At 63.5% G+C, this 17,511-nt stretch carries 15 protein-coding genes; 6 read left to right on the top strand and 9 right to left on the bottom strand.

Going from position 1 to position 17,511, the window contains the following annotated elements; genetic code table 11:
* Positions 1-82 precede the first annotated feature (82 nt).
* Positions 83-1,012 (top strand): HhH-GPD family protein, encoded by a 930-nt coding sequence (locus JGU71_RS15240; RefSeq protein WP_307829666.1) that lies wholly within the window; start codon positions 83-85, stop codon positions 1,010-1,012.
* On the opposite strand, the gene JGU71_RS15235 is transcribed toward JGU71_RS15240, so the two are convergent.
* On the bottom strand, positions 970-1,710 hold the full coding sequence (locus JGU71_RS15235; protein WP_307829665.1) for an alpha/beta fold hydrolase: 741 nt from the start codon (positions 1,708-1,710) through the stop codon (positions 970-972). The genes JGU71_RS15240 and JGU71_RS15235 overlap by 43 nt on opposite strands.
* A 46-nt stretch (positions 1,711-1,756) precedes the next feature.
* On the opposite strand from JGU71_RS15235, the gene JGU71_RS15230 reads away from it, so the two are divergent.
* Positions 1,757-2,065: an antibiotic biosynthesis monooxygenase family protein gene (locus tag JGU71_RS15230; RefSeq protein ID WP_199705010.1), complete on the top strand. Its 309-nt coding sequence runs from the start codon at positions 1,757-1,759 to the stop codon at positions 2,063-2,065.
* Between the two features lie 13 nt (positions 2,066-2,078).
* On the opposite strand, the gene JGU71_RS15225 is transcribed toward JGU71_RS15230, so the two are convergent.
* From JGU71_RS15225 to JGU71_RS15215, 3 genes are read right to left on the bottom strand one after another with little or no spacing between them, the layout of a single operon-like run.
* Positions 2,079-3,203 carry a PucR family transcriptional regulator gene (locus tag JGU71_RS15225; protein WP_199705008.1) on the bottom strand — a complete coding sequence of 375 codons (1,125 nt, stop codon included), beginning with the start codon at positions 3,201-3,203 and terminating at the stop codon, positions 2,079-2,081.
* A 47-nt stretch (positions 3,204-3,250) separates the two neighbouring features.
* A complete protein-coding gene (locus JGU71_RS15220; protein WP_199705006.1) occupies positions 3,251-5,083 on the bottom strand; it encodes a hypothetical protein in 1,833 nt (610 codons plus the stop codon).
* A gap of 1 nt (position 5,084) precedes the next feature.
* Entirely contained in the window at positions 5,085-6,878 is a 1,794-nt protein-coding gene (locus tag JGU71_RS15215; protein ID WP_233529217.1) for a hypothetical protein, read from the bottom strand.
* Between the two features lie 195 nt (positions 6,879-7,073).
* Here JGU71_RS15215 and JGU71_RS15210 point away from each other — a divergent pair, with 195 nt between their 5' ends.
* Positions 7,074-9,215, top strand: a complete 2,142-nt coding sequence (locus JGU71_RS15210) for a heavy metal translocating P-type ATPase (RefSeq protein ID WP_199705004.1) — start codon at positions 7,074-7,076, stop codon at positions 9,213-9,215.
* A 63-nt stretch (positions 9,216-9,278) separates the two neighbouring features.
* On the opposite strand, the gene JGU71_RS15205 is transcribed toward JGU71_RS15210, so the two are convergent.
* Positions 9,279-9,905, bottom strand: a complete 627-nt coding sequence (locus JGU71_RS15205) for a DUF305 domain-containing protein (RefSeq protein ID WP_199705002.1) — start codon at positions 9,903-9,905, stop codon at positions 9,279-9,281.
* 82 nt (positions 9,906-9,987) lie between these two features.
* Complete coding sequence (locus JGU71_RS15200) at positions 9,988-10,392, bottom strand: hypothetical protein (protein ID WP_199704994.1); 405 nt, start codon at positions 10,390-10,392, stop codon at positions 9,988-9,990.
* Between the two features lie 375 nt (positions 10,393-10,767).
* On the opposite strand from JGU71_RS15200, the gene JGU71_RS15195 reads away from it, so the two are divergent.
* The 3 genes from JGU71_RS15195 (at position 10,768) to JGU71_RS15185 (ending at position 12,354) form a co-directional block, all read left to right on the top strand.
* Positions 10,768-10,962, top strand: a complete 195-nt coding sequence (locus tag JGU71_RS15195; RefSeq protein ID WP_199704992.1) for a CbtB domain-containing protein — start codon at positions 10,768-10,770, stop codon at positions 10,960-10,962.
* A complete protein-coding gene (locus JGU71_RS15190; protein WP_199704990.1) occupies positions 10,953-11,759 on the top strand; it encodes a CbtA family protein in 807 nt (268 codons plus the stop codon). Before JGU71_RS15195 ends, JGU71_RS15190 begins: the two co-directional genes overlap by 10 nt.
* A gap of 133 nt (positions 11,760-11,892) precedes the next feature.
* Complete coding sequence (locus JGU71_RS15185; protein WP_199704988.1) at positions 11,893-12,354, top strand: hypothetical protein; 462 nt, start codon at positions 11,893-11,895, stop codon at positions 12,352-12,354.
* Positions 12,355-12,356: 2 nt separating this feature from the next.
* Here the strand turns inward: JGU71_RS15185 and JGU71_RS15180 are convergent, their stop codons facing one another.
* The 3 genes from JGU71_RS15180 to JGU71_RS15170 all read right to left on the bottom strand — a co-directional run bounded on the left by JGU71_RS15180 (position 12,357) and on the right by JGU71_RS15170 (position 17,167).
* Positions 12,357-12,986, bottom strand: coding sequence for a DUF305 domain-containing protein (locus JGU71_RS15180; RefSeq protein WP_199704987.1), 630 nt, complete (start codon positions 12,984-12,986; stop codon positions 12,357-12,359).
* Positions 12,983-14,503: an LVIVD repeat-containing protein gene (locus JGU71_RS15175; RefSeq protein WP_199704985.1), complete on the bottom strand. Its 1,521-nt coding sequence runs from the start codon at positions 14,501-14,503 to the stop codon at positions 12,983-12,985. Before JGU71_RS15175 ends, JGU71_RS15180 begins: the two co-directional genes overlap by 4 nt.
* A 129-nt stretch (positions 14,504-14,632) precedes the next feature.
* A complete protein-coding gene (locus JGU71_RS15170; protein ID WP_199704984.1) occupies positions 14,633-17,167 on the bottom strand; it encodes an ATP-dependent Clp protease ATP-binding subunit in 2,535 nt (844 codons plus the stop codon).
* Positions 17,168-17,511: the final 344 nt, after the last annotated feature.

The raw sequence follows: 17,511 nt of genomic DNA, 5'->3' as shown, positions 1-17,511 counted from the left end.
TTCTGCAGGTTACCAGCGAGTTCGACGCGTAAAGCATGCGGAAACTCTCACCGACAGCGGCTGCAGGGAGGTTGTGAGAACCGTGTCTTTGAGCAAGGGCAACGGCACCGAGGAGCTGCTCGAGTGGTACCGCGGCAACGCTCGTGACCTGCCGTGGAGGCGTCCTGGGGTGACGGGCTGGCAGATCCTGATGAGCGAGGTGATGCTGCAGCAGACGCCGGTTTCGCGGGTCGCGCCGATCTGGGAGCAGTGGGTGGCCCGCTGGCCGGTTCCGTCAGCGATGGCCGCGTCCTCACAGGGCGAAGTGCTGCGAGCCTGGGGCAAATTGGGCTATCCCCGCCGCGCCTTGCGCCTGCACGAATGTGCTCGCGTCCTGGCAGCCGAATTCGACGACGTCGTGCCCGCCGACGTCGATGCGCTACTAACTTTGCCGGGCGTCGGCGCTTACACCGCACGCGCCGTTGCCTGCTTCTGCTACGGCGCCAGGGTGCCCGTCGTGGATACGAACGTTCGCCGAGTTGTCGCACGCGCTGTGCACGGCCTCGCTGACGCAGGCAATCCGTCGACGACGCGCGACCTCGCAGACGTCGAAGCGCTGCTGCCGACAGATATGGCACGCGCCGCGACGATGTCGGCCGCACTGATGGAACTCGGCGCGGTCATCTGCACGGCACGCGCGGCCGACTGCGCTCGGTGTCCGCTGCCGGATTGCGCGTGGGTCGACGCTGGCAAACCCCCGTCCACGGCTGCGCCGAAGAAGGTCCAGAAGTTCGAAGGGACCGACAGGCAGGTCCGCGGCAAACTGCTCGACGTGCTTCGAGCAGCAAGTGCGGCGGTCGAACGAGCACGCCTCGACATCGTCTGGTCCCACGATCCTGCACAGCGTGATCGCGCGTTGGATTCGCTGCTGGTCGACGGTTTGATCGAGCAGACCGAGGACGGCTTGTTCGCACTGGCCGGTGAGGGTGCTCAGCCGAGCCCGCCGAGAAATTCTTCGACCGCGACGCGATAGGCGTCCGGCTGGTCGTCGTGCACGAGGTGGCCTGCCTGCTCGATGCGGACGTAGGTCGAATCGGGGTGCAGGTCAGCCATTCGCTGCATCTGTCCCTCCGGGGTGATCGTGTACTCGCCTTCGATCAGTAGTGCAGGCACGCGGACGTCCTGCCACTGCGCCCAGAAGTCCCGCGTGCCCCATTCCTCGGAGATGTCACGAAAGGTGTCCACGTCGCCGTGGAGGTACCAGCCGTCGGAGCGACGACTGAACGAGTCCAGAAAGTATTGTCCCGCAACATCTCCGAAGAAGTCGACGAGCTCCGCTTCCGTTCGGAACGGTTGCGGCCACGCCCTGATCATCGCCGCCCAGTGCGCGGCAGTTCGACCCTGGAAGTCCGGAGCCATGTCCTCGACGACGAGGGCGGTCACTCGATCGGGGTACGCCGCAGCGAAGCACCAACCGTGCAAACCGCCCATCGAGTGCCCGATCACCGTCAGCGGATCGTCGATCGGCGCGACCGCAGCCGCGAGGTCGTCGACGAACGCTTCGGTGGTGAGGTGCGTCGGCGCGGGTCTGCCGTGGCCTGCGGCGTCGAAGGTGTAGATGTGGCCGTGCTCGCGCAACCACGGGACGTGACGACGCCAGGTGCGCGCGCTGCCCATCAGTCCGTGCAACAGCACGATCGGGGCTCCCGAGCCACCTTCGTCGTGCAACACCTGACGCACCCCTCTCGGTTCTGTCGGCCGGGTACTGTTTTCAAGCATGGCAGTCGTGAAGATCAACGCAATCGAGGTCCCCGAAGGCGCGGGACCCGAACTCGAAAAACGATTCGCTGCGCGTGCGCACGCGGTCGAGAATTCGCCGGGCTTCCTCGGCTTTCAATTGCTCCGTCCGGTCAAGGGTGACGACCGTTATTTCGTTGTGACGCAATGGGACTCCGAGGAGTCCTTCACAACGTGGCGGGACGGGCCAGCCCGTGAGGCCCATTCCGGTGAGCGCGCGAAGCCCGTCGCCTCAGGTGCCTCGCTACTCGAGTTCGAGGTTGTCCTCGACGTGGCAGCCAAAGGCTGACACCCACACCTGATCAGTCCTGCAACGACGCGACCAACTGCGCGGCGAGGAGCACCATCGCCTCCCGCGGGCGCATCGGATCCAAGCCGGTGAGCGTCGCAACGCCTGTGAGCCGATAGGTCACGGTGTTGCGATGGATCCCGAGTCGGCGGGCGGCAGCGATCTGGTTGTAGTCGCTGTCGAAGAACGCGGTCAAGGTTTCGTCGAGTGTCGGCTGCGCGCGCAAGTGATCGATCACATCGGCCAGATAGCGCCGCACGCCGACCCCACTCAGCAATGCGAAGTGCACGAGTACGTCCTCGGGCCGCGTCACTACGCCGTGCCTGTCGAGGTGTCGGCAGATCGACGCGACGTTAGTTGCATCCCGAACCGCGGTCGGTATGTCGGCGTGCGTATCCGCGGGGGCGACGCCGATCCACAACCCGTCCGTCGGACCTGTCGATTCGGTCTTCTGCAAGCAATTCGCCACCGTGGCCGCGGTGTTCTCCACGGAACCTGAAAGCGGTACAAGAGCGGTCCAGCCTGTGCGGTCGAGCCTCGCGAACGCCCCTGGAATCCGGTCGAGTCTGCTGCGCACCATCGCGGCAAGAGCCGGATTCGCCGATCCCCCGACCGCAAACACCACGACGAGAAAAGCGTCCGCGACGGCAACGGTTCCATCGTCCATCCACTCGTGTGGGGTGCGACCGTCGATCAGCGCGTCGATCATCGCGCGGCGCCGGTCGCGTTGTTCCCACAACGGGTCGCTGACGTGGTCGATACACGCGACCGCCACGTGCGACGTCACCGTCGCGACGTACTCCATCAGCAACGGACCGGCGGCGCGCAATGCAGCCAGTTCGTCGTCATCGGACGTGCGTTCCAGTTCCGCCCACAGAAACCCGGCACCAGCGCGGTAGGTACCGAGAACGGTTTCCAGTGGCACCCCGTCGCGAACGCGTTGCAGTGCCAGATTGGTGATAACCGCAAGTTTGTCGGCCGGCACTGGGAAGCCGTTTTCCAGACACTCGAAAAACGCTTCGACGTTCGCCTTTGCACCCTCGACGAACTGGGTCTCCACCAGAGCTGCCGGCACCTGTTCGTAGGGCGGCAACGCTGCGGAGAAGCCCCCGATCAGCGCTGCCGCTCTCGTTCGCATGGCCGCAACGACGTGGGCTTGGAGCCGCGGAGGTTGTGGCCGCGACATCACGACACAGGCTTAGTGATGAACCCCGCGATGTAGGAGCTTGCGAGTTCGGGTACGCCGTTGTTCTGTTTCTCGGCTGCGGTCACTACGTCATAGTGCCGGTAGCCGGGTAGGAACTTGGCGTTGTACGGCAGAAGTCCACCCAAACCGGCGTTCTGCACCGGTGAATCCCCCGACAGCAACGTGAGGTTCCGCGCGCCCGCCGGTGTGCTCTGCCAGCGGCCGAGGTGCAGCAGAAAATCGAGGACGCCGCCGGATCGGTATTCGAGGTGCTCGAGGTCGCCGTCTCGACCGACACCGAGCGCGAAGATCATGTCGGTGATCAACTTGATCGGCGTGTAGAGCTCGAAGAAGTCGGTCGGCTGCCCGCCTGGGTTCATAGCTCGTGCGAACTGCTGCACATCGGTCACTTCATGGTCCTGGTCGGTCGGTGGACCGTGGCCCAGATCGGGTCCGTCGATGCTCGACTCGGCGACGGCGTCGTAATTCCGCCAGCCACACAACGCTGATTTGTCGGCGGGCGTGTAATTCTGGCCGAAGCCGACACGCTGCGGGATGACGAAGATCGTGGGGCCGAGGATCGGCACCGACGCAAGGCCGTTCGGAATCGGATACGTCTTGCCTTGCACGGGGCAGTCGTAGAACCCCATTCCGGTCTGTAGGACGTATTCCGCCGAGTTCTGATCGAAGAACATGGCGAGGGCGGCCGTGTTGGTGATCCGGAAATCACGAGGCAGGTTGGATCCGGTGAACAGATCGAGGTAGTCGCGCCCGTAGAACAGCCGCATCCACGGTTCGGTCCGCAGATCGGCTGGGACGATCCTGCCGAGATCGCTCTCCCCCGTCGGATCTTGCGCAGCGGCCATAGCAGCCAGCTGATAGGTGTTCATCACCTCCGATGCTGCGATGACGGGGAGTTGACCGACGCCAAGACCGTTCGCGAGCAGATAGTCGACGCCCTTACGGACGAAACCGCCTGCAGTCGAGACGAACTCGTCGAGCAGCCCCGTTCCTTCCAGACCCGCGGGATCTGTCATCGCAAATCCGTCCAACGGCACGCTGCCGCCACCGCACAGGTTGAAGCCGGCGTCGGCCTCGGTCTCGCGTTTGCCGTCGAAGTCCCAGGCCATCATCGGACCGACGAGGAACGCCCCGAGCGAATGGCCACCGCAGAAGGACCTGGTGCGGTCCGCCTCGTTCGGCAGGGCATGTTCGATGACGGCCCGCCAGTCGTCCAGGGTCAGCGCCAGACCGTATTCGCCGAGGAAGGCAAGGTCCTGCGGGGTCTGGTACCGATACTTCTTGCCGTCGATCTCGGCATCGCCGAAGTAGTAGTTCGCTGCGACGTGATAGTCGCCTACCTCCTCGGCCGCGGCCCACCCCGTCCGGTCCTCCGCGCAGTTCGCTCGCCTGTCGATCGAGAGATACTCGACGTACTTGCCCTGCGCTGCCGCCTTCCGAACAACCTGCGGCGCTTGCGCATTGAGGTTGGCGGCACCGGAGTACAGGCCCGGCTGCATGGTGAGGATCGCATCCGCTTTCGCGGAGTCCTTGGGCCCCTTCGTCGAGCGGTACCGGAGGTAGGAGATCCAGTCGCACGCCTCCGGATGGTTCGTCGTCGAGAACGGGCTCGGATAGTGCAGTCGCACGTAGGTCTGCTCGACGTCGTCACCGAGAGCCGGGTCGGTGACCGGTGTGACGACCTCTTGGTCGGGTACGCCGGGCACGATCGGTGCCGCAGTGGCCTCGACGGGGGTCCCTACCAACACCGAACTCGACAGCAGCGCAACAACAATGGCGCCGATCAGCCAGTGGCCCTTACGCGTTGTCACCTCACAGCCCCGTGATGAACTCGGCGAGGTACTGACCGCTGTAGTCGGGTTGGCCGTTGTTCTGGATCGCGGCCGCACCGATCGTGTCGATGTGGTTGTACCCGGGCAGAGTGTTCACCTGCGCCAGCATGGGTGGCGGAAAGAGCACGCCTGCTGTGCTTCCGACGACGCCGTCCCCTGCAAAAGCCGCGAAGTTAGGTTTGGTGCGACTCATATTGTCGTACCGCAAATTCACCATTTCACCGCTCCTGGCACCACCGAAGCCTGCGCCGATATCGACGACCACGCGCGACGGGAAGTACGTCTCCCAGTACGCGGTCGGACCGCCAGTCGCCAATTGCCTCGCCACATCCCGAATATCGGCGACCTCATGGTTCGGCGCCGTGTACGGCACGCCGCGAACATCGTCGTAGTTACGCCAGGTGTAGAGCACCGTGCGGTCGGTCGGAGCGACTCGTTTCTGCGAACCCGCACTCAACCGCAGGTAGGTGCCGAGGAGCGGTATCTGCGTGACCTCGCCCGGATTCGGAAAAGATTTGTCCTGCAACGGTCCACCGTCGAGCGCACCGATACCTTGCTGGAGCAGCGAGAAATTGGACGAGTTGTTGTCGATGAAGACACCGAGCAGAGCGTCGTTGGTGAAACGGAAATCGCGCATCGTTCCCGAGCCGTCGGCACCGTTGGTGACGAACGAACTCCACGTCGGGGCAAAGAGGGTGTTGAGCGTCAGATCCACCTCGAGATCATGTGGAAGATGGCTCAGGAGTTGCGATTCCGCGTCCGGCTCGAGATGCGCGGCCAAGCCTGCAAGGCGGTAGATCATAAACGCTTTCGTCCCGACGACAGGTGCGGGGCCGAGAGTTCGCGGCAATACACCGGCACGGAATCCGGTCTGCAGGACGCCGTTGGTGGTACCGACGATGACGTCGGTGACGTCTCGGAAGAAGGGAGTGTTTTGAATTGCGACCGGATCCGAGGTGATCATCGAGTCCTGAGCCGCGAACGCCGCGCACTGGTTGAAGCCGGCATCGTCGTTCGTCGCAGCGTTGCCGTCGAAATCCCAGTCGGCGAACATTCCGGTCACCAAACCACCGAGTGAGATTCCGGTGCAGACGAATTTTCGTTGGCGCTCGGCCTGGTCGGGCAACTCGGCGAGCATGATCTCGTACTGGTCGCGGACGACGCGCTCGAGGCCCATCCAGTCGGTCACCTGCAGGTCGTGAGACTGCTTGAAGCCGGGGAACTTCTGCCCGTCGAGTTGCTTGCCGTTGAAGTAGTAGTCGACTGCGTCGAGGTAGTTGCCGGTTCGAAGCGCGACGTCGAAACCGAACGTTTCGTCGAGGCAGGCACTGCGTCGGGCGAGTGCCCAGTACTCGATTTCGGTGCCGAGGTTGCGGGCGGAGTTGACGGTATTGAACGACACACCGTCGGAGTTGATGGCACCGCCGCCGAGTCCTTGCTGCTGGACGACAACGTGGTCTGCGTCGCGCGAGTTGGTCGGGCCGTCTGCGACGCGGTAGCGAAGGAAGCCGACCCGGTCGCATTCCGCGGGATGCGCCGGCGCGTCTGCGGGCAGAGGCAGAAGGTAGCTGACGTAGGTGACCGCGATCCCGTCACGCGAGTACACCGGATGCTCCTGGCGGTCGGTCGCCGAACTGACCGGCGCTGCGCTCACACCGGGCGCAGCTACCACCTGGACGACCGACAACCCGAGCAGGAAGGCGACGAAGGCCGCTACCGACCGCTTGCGGGTTCGACCCGCCGACAAGGTTCCACTCCGAACCGCACTGTTCATGTGCACTGACGGTGCCAGCGATTTCCCGTCGTGTCATTAGGCACTGTGCCAACGCTCAATGGACGGGTTGTGCGAATTTCCAAGCGTCGGTCGTGAACGACCGCTTTTCAGAAGTACCGGGAGGGGGTATAGTCCGAACTGCGAACTAATACCCCCAGGGGGTACCAGGTTTCAATCGAAGGACGGCGCAGAAAGATGCACAACGACACCCATGCCGATACCGAAACGACCACCACGGATCCGGACCACGTCGGGTCCGAGCACAGCCCAGCCGGGTCCGGCAATTCGGAGCACTCGGGCCACGGTGGGCATGCGGGTCACGGCGATCACGTCGGCATGTTCCGACGCTTGTTCTGGATCATGTTGGCGCTCGCGGTCCCAGTGGTATTCGCCTCGGACATGTTCGCGATGCTCGTCGGCTACTCGCTACCCGACGCCTCGTGGATCGCCTGGATCTCACCCGTCCTCGGCACAGTTATGTTCGTATGGGGCGGATCTCCGTTCCTCACCGGGGCAGTCAGCGAAATACGTTCGCGTACACCGGGAATGATGCTTCTCATAGCATTGGCGATCACGGTCGCATTCGTTGCATCGATGGGAGCGAGCCTCGGTGTGCTCGATCACCAGCTCGACTTCTGGTGGGAACTGGCATTGCTGATCGTGATCATGCTGCTCGGGCACTGGATCGAGATGCGCTCACTCGCACAGACGACGTCCGCCCTGGATTCACTGGCCGCTCTACTGCCAGACACAGCCGAACGTGTCGAGGGCGACGACGTCGTTTCGGTATCTCCGGACCAACTGCAACTCTCCGACGTCGTCGTCGTTCGCCCCGGAGGGCGGGTGCCCGCAGACGGCACCATCGTCGCCGGTTCGGCGAGTATGGACGAATCGATGATCACCGGAGAATCGCGCACCGTCCGCCGCGGCGACGGCGATCAGGTCGTTGCGGGAACCGTGGCAACCGACTCCGGCATTCGGGTCCAGGTCACCGCGATTGGGCAGGACACCACCCTCGCCGGAATCGGCAGGTTGGTCGCCGACGCGCAGAATTCGACGTCACGTGCACAGCGCATCGCGGATACCGCAGCAGGGTGGTTGTTCTGGTTCGCGCTCGGAGCAGCAGCAATCACTGCCGTCGTGTGGACCCAGTTCGGAATGGGTGACGATGCCGTCATCCGCACGATCACCGTGTTGGTCATCGCTTGCCCGCACGCACTCGGCCTTGCCATTCCGCTTGTGGTCTCCATCGCCACCGAACGAGCAGCCCGAGGCGGCGTTCTCGTCAAAGACCGATTGGCACTCGAAACCATGCGGACCGTGGACACGGTGCTTTTCGACAAGACCGGCACCCTGACCAAAGGCGAACCGACCGTCACCGCCGTCGAGGTGTCCGCAGGCCGCACTGCAGACGAGGTCCTTGCACTCGCCGCTGCAGCGGAAACAGATTCCGAGCATCCACTCGCACGCGCTATCGTCGCCGCCGCACGGCACCGGAACCTGACGGTCCTCGCCGCCACCGAGTTTCGGTCATCCCCGGCCATCGGAGTGTCGGCCGAAGTCGACGGAGCCCGAGTTCAGGTCGGCGGTCCGGCCCTCCTGGAGCAGGAGCACGCGACCGAGCTCGCAGTCGCCGACCGCTGGCGCGCCGAAGGGGCGATCATCCTGCACGTCCTCGCGGACGGCGTCGTGATCGGAGCACTCGAGCTCGCCGACGAGATCCGGCCCGAGTCCCACGCAGCGGTGGACGCGCTCCACGACCGCGGAATCACGGTGGTCATGATCACCGGTGACGCCGACGCCGTCGCAAAGTCCGTCGCCACCGAGCTCGGCGTGGACCGCTACTTCGCCGGAGTGAAACCAGAAGACAAGTCGCACAGCGTCGCTGCGTTGCAAACAGAAGGCCGGACCGTCGCGATGGTCGGTGACGGAGTCAACGATGCGCCGGCACTCGCCCAGGCCGACGTCGGCATCGCGATCGGCGCGGGCACCGACGTAGCGATCGCATCGGCCGGGGTCATCCTGGCCAGCGACGACCCCCGATCGGTCCTTTCGGTGATCGAACTCTCGCGAGCTTCCTACCGGAAGATGAAGCAAAACCTCTGGTGGGCAGCGGGATACAACCTCATCTCCGTTCCGCTAGCGGCAGGCATGCTGGCACCGGTCGGATTCGTGCTCCCGATGTCGGTCGGGGCAATCCTGATGTCCCTCTCGACGATCGTCGTAGCAGCGAACGCACAATTGTTGCGCCGACTCGACCTTAGTCCGGACGCCGTCACCGGTTCTCTGGGCCAGGACAGCCGGGACGAGCAGAACGAGCCGATGGCTATCGGCTGAATCTCGTACGGAAGGCCGCACCCCCGAGCAGAGGGTGCGGCCTTCGGTCCCTAGCGGATCAGGTCAGCCGAGAAGCTGCCGCATAGCGTCGATCTCCCGCTGCTGAGTTTCGGCGATCGTGCGAGCCATCCCTATGGCATCGGGATTGGAACCTTGCGCGATTTCGACGTTCGCCATCTCGATCGCACCCGTGTGGTGGGCAACCATCATCGTCAGCCACAGCCGGTCGAAGTCCGGACCGGACGCCGACATCAACGCATCCATGTCCTGCTGAGTCATCATGCCGCTCTGCGAACTGTGATCCATTCCGCTCATCTCACCCATGTCTGCAGAGGGTGCCGGCTGGCCCCATTGGGCCAGCCACGCCGTCAATTGGTCCATTTCCGGCTGCTGTGCGGATTCGATCGCCGCAGCCAACGACAGCACCTCCTGATTGTCTGTGCGGCCGACTGCCATCGCAGCCATCTCGACAGCCTGTGCATGGTGCGGGTACATCATCTTCGCGAACATCACATCGGCATCGTTGAACTCCACGGACGCAGGAGCCGGGGGTGTCGAGTTTTGCGCCGTCGACGAAGGGGCCATCGAGTGCCCTTCCATCGACGAATCGGTCGGGTTGTCGGTACAGCCGGAGACGACGAACGCGCTGACTGCGGCAGCAGCGAGCGTCGTACTGATTTTGGTACGCATGTGAAACTCCTTGCAAGAGTGGTCAATACAGGAATCAAGGCCTAACGACCCGCCGAGACGACTACACATCTCGGACTCCCTGTCACACTCGCAAAGTCACCGATCGATCCAACACCCACACGGCCCACGGTGGCGCGCGTCCCATCGGCGACTGGGTTCGGCCGCCGATTCCGTCCACCGCTGCGGGGAAGAGTTCGATGCCGACGCGCGAGGTCGGCGCTGTCGATGCAGGCCACGACGTCACAGTGCCCGCGCACGGATGCGTCATCTGATGCGCCGAAGGGCAGTCGTGCTCGCTGAACGCGATCGGAATCGAATTGTCGACCGAAGGCGTGGCCGCCATCGAGGCGTGGCCTCCACTCGTCGACATCGACGTAGCGGTAGCCGTCACCGAGTGCATCGACAACACACCGAGAGCTGTCAGTGCAATCAGCAATCCAGTCGCCAAGGCTGCGCCTGGTCGACGGCGTCGGATCACTGGCTGCACGTTTTCGATCCTACCCAATATACCGCCAGGGGGTATATTCGCCTACGAACTTCGATTGGAACCGCACCAATGCACCTGACGTGGTCGAATGGCTTCTCGACACCGGACTCTCTATGTGGTCGGAAGTTCCGCGCACGCAGAGTAGTGCCACGTTTGGGCAGCATTTGCATCACGACGCGAGCCGGCGCCAACTACGATTGACACCACCTGTTCACAGGTGCGAAAGTGCCGATGACAACGTGATGGTGAAGCGGTAATACCGGTGCAACACCGGAGCGGTCGCGCCACTGTGATCCGGCGCTTATACGCTGGTCAGCCAGACGCCCCACCATCGCAATTCGCTCGACCGGGACGCGTAATCCCAGGAGGATCCAAATGGCAATTGCACACACTCCCAGCCAGGCGACCGATTCGGTCGGCACGCTGTTGATCACAGTAGGTGTCGTGCTCATGGCACTGCTCACGCTGTACCTTGTCGGTTTCGACCAGGGCACCATCTCGCGCAGCGGTATGTATCTGCACGAGTTGATGCACGACGGTCGTCACCTGCTGGGGCTTCCGTGCCACTGACCGGAACTCTGAAAACCCTCCTCATTCGTGGTCTGCTCGCTGGCCTGATCGCCGGCCTCCTCGCGGGCAGTGTCGCGTTCTTCATCGGCGAACCGCACGTCGACGCAGCCATCGCGATCGAAGAGGCCAACTCTGCCGCCGAGCCACACGACGACTCCGGGGCGGTCGCCGGTCATTCGCACGGTGACGAAGCTACCGAGGGCCATTCGCACGGCGACGATGCGCTCGTCTCCAGGGACGGCCAGAAGGGCGGCCTGTTCCTCGCGACGGCGTTGGCGGGTCTCGCCCTCGGTGCCATCTTCGCGGCGACAGCGCATTACGCACGCCGCGTGGTCGACCTTCCGGGACCGGTGCTTGCGGTAACCCTTGCAACCGCAGGCTGGCTCGCCATCGAAGCAGTGCCGTTCTTCAAATATCCGGCCAACCCGCCCGCGGTCGGCGATCCCGAGACCATCAACAAACGCACGTTGCTTTGGCTTGCTGCTGTGATCCTCGGCCTCGCCGCGATCGCGGCAGCCGCATACGTGTCGAAGATCGTTGCAACGCAGCAGTTCAGTGTTCGCCTCGCTGCACCGGTCGCGTCGTTCCTCGTCATCGTCGTGCTCGGCTACGTGTTGCTGCCGGGTGTCAACGAAGTCGGTCCCGATTTCCCTGCCACGCTGCTGTGGGAATTCCGACTGTCCTCACTCGCCACACAGGCAACGCTGTGGATCGGCCTCGGTCTCGCCTTCGCCGTCCTCACCGATCTGGCTACCCGCCAGCGTTCGGACGCCGAAAAGCTCTCCGCCACTCGCTGATACGACACGAACAATAGCGGGCCCGCCCAACGGCGGGCCCGCTCTTCGTTGCCATCGGTCATACCTGAGAGGGACATCGAATCACGACCACGGGTTGATGTGGCGCGCCGATGTGCCGACGCAGGATTTCTCCATGACCGCAACAGTTCTCACGCCATCCACCTCGGTTTCGGTCGAGCGAGCCTTCGTCGCCGTTGTCGTCGCAGTCACCGCCGGTGCGGTCGAGGCGGTCCTGCGAACAGCCGTCGAACTCGACGAGCCCGGGTCGGACATCGGCGCTCTGGCAGCGGGTCTCGGGGTCCGCGCCGTTGTCTACCTCGTCGTTCTCGGTATTGCCTTGCGACTTCGGGCAGGCGACGGCTGGGCCCGCACGACGCTGGCCGTCGGACTCGGCACCGTCGGGCTGGCGTCGCTCATCATCGAGCCGATGGCCGCGACACTGTCCGCCAACGGTTTCGGCGAGCTGATCGACGACCTCGACCCGGTATCAGTATTGATCGGCGTCGTCCGAATCGTCCACATCGTCGCTGTCGTCGCAGCATTGCGATACATGTTTCGACGCGATGCGCGCGACCGTTTCGCCGGACGAGGATAGCCCTACGGGTATGGCAGCGCTGCGGAACTGCGATCTCGCAGCAATTGGTCCATCACAAGAACCTCTTGCGTCTGCTCGTAAACCATTCCCGTCGCGATCCGTTCGATCGGTGCGACGTCGGTGTGGCCGGCCGCGTAACCCGCCATGTCCAGCCCGCCTTGATGGTGGCGGAGCATCAGTTGCAGAAAACGAACCTCGGCAGCTCGGCCGTTGAGCCCGCGTAATTCGTCGATCTCCATCCAGCTCGCCATACCTGGCAGCTGCGCCGACGAAATATCATGGCCGCCATGATGTTCCGAACCCATCCAGGCCATCGGCGTCGGCGACGACTGCGGTAGGTCGTACAGTTCCAACCAACCGCGCAGCATTCCGATCTCACGCCCCTGATTGGCTCTGATGCCTGCGCATACCTGGCCGACCTTCGGGTCGACATCTGCAGCCAGGTTGTCGCACAACGATATTGCCTGTTCGTGATGAATCGACATGTCTTGCGCGAACCCGATTTCGACGGTGCCGAGCACCGGACCGCCGTCGTCCGTCGAATTCGGTCTGCCGAGAAAGACACCGGCGGCAAGCCCGATCAGCAATGCGGCGACAACAGAGACAATCGTTGCGGTTCGACGTCTGTTCACCTGAGCGGATACACCCCGTTGTCGAGTTGCAAGGCCATGAACCCGTTGTCCATGCAGCTGACCCAGATCTGATCGCCGTGGAACTCCGGCGGCGACATACACCAATCCGCACTCATGTCGGCTATCACCAGATGCGAACGTGGACTGAGTACTTCGCCTGCCGAGATCTGGCCTTCGACGATCGCGCGTGCGATCGCGATGGTGCCGATCAGCGGCGGCGCCGCAAGATTACCGACCGTTGCATGCAGCGAGTTCACCAGAACGCCGTTCTTTCCTGCCTCGCCGCCGGGGTTGTAGTACGCAATCTCCTTGACGTCGTTCACATCTCGGATGTCGAAAACCCTGATGCCCGACTGAATCCAGCCACACGCCAATGCAGTCGGGTCTACCGGCCGGTCGACCGAACAGTAGTGGGCGTCGTAGCCGAACACGCTGTTCCCCGCCGCCGACTGCGACCAGCGGTCGGCGTTGGGTGGCAGGTTGATCTCCAGCTTGATGGTGTTGACCAACTGCAGATTCTGCTCGTCGGTGGCGTCGAGAATCTTCACGCCGCCCGAACCGGCCTCGTCGACGGTCAGCAACAGCTGGCGACCGTCCTTCTCGATGGGAATCGTGTGCTGCGTGATCTGGCCGTCGATCCAGAATCGCCGCGAGATGTGCGGAACGTTCGGGTACGGGTCGCGGCGCTGCACGGCGCTGACATCCAGAACGGTGATACCGCCGAGGGTCGAGATGTAGAGCCGGTTGCCGTCGGGACTCACACCGAACCCGTGGTTCTCCAGTCCGGTGAACCCGGACCAGATCACCCGCGGATTGCTTGGGTCCCTGATATCGATCGCATGCAGCAGTCCTCCGACCGTCCCTGCTGCCCAATAGGTATTGCCGTCAGGCGAGAAGCCACCCTCGTGCGTCGTGATCGGAATCGGCATCGTCAGATTGCTGCCGGTTCCCGGATTGAGCAGGCGAGGATGCGCGCAATCCTGGGAGATGTCGTAGACGGAGAAGTAGCCGGCGCCGACCAGAATTCCGGTACCGGTACCAGCGAGGAGACCGCGCTTCTCGTTGACCTTCAACGACTCCCAGGTGCCGCCGTCCATTGCAGGTTCGGTGAGGTTCGCCGTCATCCGCGGGTTGCCCGGATCGGCGGCGTCGATCACCTGCACGCCGGGGTGCGGGCTCAAAAACCCTGTAGGCCAATTTGATCCAGTGTAAGAGCAGTTCTTGTAGGTCGGGCTGACAATCCCGGCACCTTCGCCTTGGTACTGGCCGATCAGGCTCATGTTGCACGAGTACGCGGTCTGACTGCGGCCGCTGTCGCGGTCGGCGAGCGGGACCTCGCCCTGCAGCCCGGGCTCCGGCGCCGACCCGGGTCCGCAGTCGGCTCGGGCGACCGCGGTCCGGTGCACAGCAAAAAAGTCGCCGACCGGATCAGCAACCGCGGTACCCGGAGTTGCCAGAACAACTCCGAGCGTCAGAGCGAGAATGCCGATCGGTCTGCGACTGCGTGCACCGTCCATAGACCCGAGAGTAGGTTGCTCGGCGCCAGCATGACACGGTATTCACATAATTCGAGCTTCAACGCAAAACGCTCGTGAGCCCTTCCGGAGGCCAGGACCTCCAAAAGGACTCACGAGCGGCGTAGCTGCCTAGTCCTTGGTCAGGACCGGGGCGGGGGCTGCATCGTCTGCAGCGATGTCGACGAGCACCTTCTTGGGGCGACCCTTGAAGGTGAACTTCGCATCTTCGCCCGTGCCTTCGCCGTCCCAGCCCTCGACATCGACGTCGACCGTCTGGCCGGGTCCGATCTCGTTGAACAGGATCTTCTCCGAGAGCTGATCCTCGATCTCGCGCTGGATCGTGCGACGCAGCGGACGAGCGCCGAGGACGGGATCGAAGCCACGCTTCGCGAGCAGCGACTTCGCCTGCTCGGACAGCTCCATGTCCATGTCCTTGCCTGCCAGCTGGCGCCCGACACGAGCGATCATCAGGTCGACCATCTGGACGATCTGGTCGGTCGTCAACTGATGGAAGACGATGACGTCGTCGATACGGTTGAGGAACTCCGGCCTGAAGTGCTTCTTCAGCTCGTCGTTGACCTTCTGCTTCATCCGCTCGTAGTTCGACCCGGCAGCGTTGGACTGCGTGAAGCCGAGCCCGACCGCCTTGGAGATGTCGGACGTACCGAGGTTGGACGTGAAGATCAGCACGGTGTTCTTGAAGTCGACCGTACGACCCTGGCCATCGGTGAGCCTGCCGTCTTCCAGCACCTGCAGGAGGGTGTTGTAGATCTCCTGGTGTGCCTTTTCGATCTCGTCGAACAGAACGACGGAGAACGGCTTACGGCGGACCTTCTCGGTGAGCTGGCCGCCCTCTTCGTACCCGACGTAGCCGGGAGGTGCACCGAAGAGCCGCGACGCGGTAAAGCGGTCGTGGAACTCGCCCATGTCGATCTGGATCAGAGCGTCGTCGTCGCCGAACAGGAAGTTCGCAAGCGCCTTTGACAGCTCGGTCTTACCGACACCGGACGGGCCGGCGAAGATGAACGAGCCCGACGGACGCTTGGGATCCTTGAGGCCTGCACGAGTACGACGGATCGCCTTCGACACAGCTCGCACTGCGTCTTCCTGGCCGATGATCCGCTTGTGCAGTTCGTCTTCCATACGAAGCAGACGGCTGGTCTCTTCCTCGGTCAGCTTGTAGACCGGGATGCCGGTCCAGTTGCCGAGGACCTCTGCGATCTCGTTGTCGTCGACCTCGGCAATGACGTCGAGATCACCCGAGCGCCACTGCTTCTCACGCTCTGCGCGCTGTGCGACGAGGGTCTTCTCCTTGTCACGCAGGCTCGCTGCCTTCTCGAAGTCCTGCGCGTCGATCGCAGATTCCTTCTCGCGACGGGCATCGGCGATCTTGTCGTCGAATTCGCGAAGGTCCGGCGGTGCGGTCATCCGGCGGATGCGCATCCGGGCGCCCGCCTCGTCGATGAGGTCGATCGCTTTGTCCGGCAAGAACCGGTCGTTGATGTAGCGATCGGCCAGCGTTGCTGCCGCGACGAGAGCGCTGTCGGTGAAGGACACGCGGTGGTGTGCCTCGTACCGGTCGCGTAGTCCCTTGAGGATGCTGATCGTGTGCTCGACAGTCGGCTCGCCGACCTGAACCGGCTGGAACCGACGCTCGAGTGCAGCGTCCTTCTCGATGTACTTGCGGTACTCGTCGAGGGTCGTTGCACCGATGGTCTGCAGTTCGCCTCGAGCCAACTTCGGCTTGAGGATCGATGCCGCGTCGATTGCACCTTCGGCAGCTCCCGCGCCGACGAGCGTGTGCAGCTCGTCGATGAACAGGATGATGTCGCCGCGGGTGTTGATCTCCTTGAGCACCTTCTTGAGGCGCTCTTCGAAGTCACCGCGGTAGCGGCTGCCCGCAACGAGCGAACCGAGGTCGAGCGTGTAGAGCTGCTTGTCCTTGAGCGTCTCCGGGACCTCGCCGTTGACGATGGCCTGCGCGAGGCCTTCGACGACCGCTGTCTTACCGACACCGGGCTCGCCGATCAGGACGGGGTTGTTCTTGGTGCGGCGGCTCAGCACCTGCATGACGCGCTCGATCTCCTTCGCGCGGCCGATCACAGGGTCGAGCTTGCCTTCCAGCGCAGCCTGGGTGAGGTTGCGGCCGAACTGATCGAGCACAAGCGACGTGGACGGCGTGCCTGCCTCGCCACGGCTGGTGCCGGACTCGGACGGTTCCTTGCCCTGGTAGCCGGACAGCAGTTGGATGACCTGCTGCCGGACCCGATTGAGGTCGGCGCCGAGCTTGACGAGCACCTGAGCTGCTACGCCTTCACCCTCGCGGATGAGGCCGAGCAGGATGTGCTCCGTGCCGATGTAGTTGTGCCCGAGTTGCAGAGCTTCGCGCAAGCTGAGCTCCAGCACCTTCTTGGCGCGTGGCGTGAATGGAATATGGCCGGACGGGGCCTGCTGGCCCTGACCGATGATCTCCTCGACTTGGCTGCGAACGCCTTCGAGGGAGATGCCCAACGACTCCAGAGACTTCGCCGCTACGCCTTCACCCTCATGGATGAGGCCAAGCAGGATGTGCTCGGTGCCGATGTAGTTGTGGTTGAGCATCCGGGCCTCTTCTTGGGCCAGGACGACGACGCGACGTGCGCGGTCGGTAAACCTCTCGAACATCTGCTCTCCCTCACTTCTTGCCCGGCACTGTCTCCGGATCGATCGCCGAACCAATCAAGGTTCCAGTCCCCCGGTACTACTCTAGTTGCCCAGGATTCGACCCGCCGCTCGTCCACCCATTTAGGCGGGCTGTGAATGCCGGCATACGTAGTTAACGCCGCAGCTAGGGGTTTCGTTTCCGTTCCTGTACGCCAACAGCGAACAAGGGTGCACACGACCCCTGTAGGACCCCGACAGCACCCCAGCAGCAACCCCTTGCCCACCTTGGTGGTGATAGTCGCACCCCCGGGGTGCTTCGGCTCAGCACTCAGGGGCCTTATTCGGAGTCGTCCACCGGAGCAGAG

It is taken from the genome of Antrihabitans stalagmiti (assembly GCF_016482825.1).
GTDB classification, from domain to species: Bacteria; Actinomycetota; Actinomycetes; order Mycobacteriales; family Mycobacteriaceae; genus Antrihabitans; species Antrihabitans stalagmiti.
This window is presented reverse-complemented; position numbering and strand designations above follow the sequence as displayed.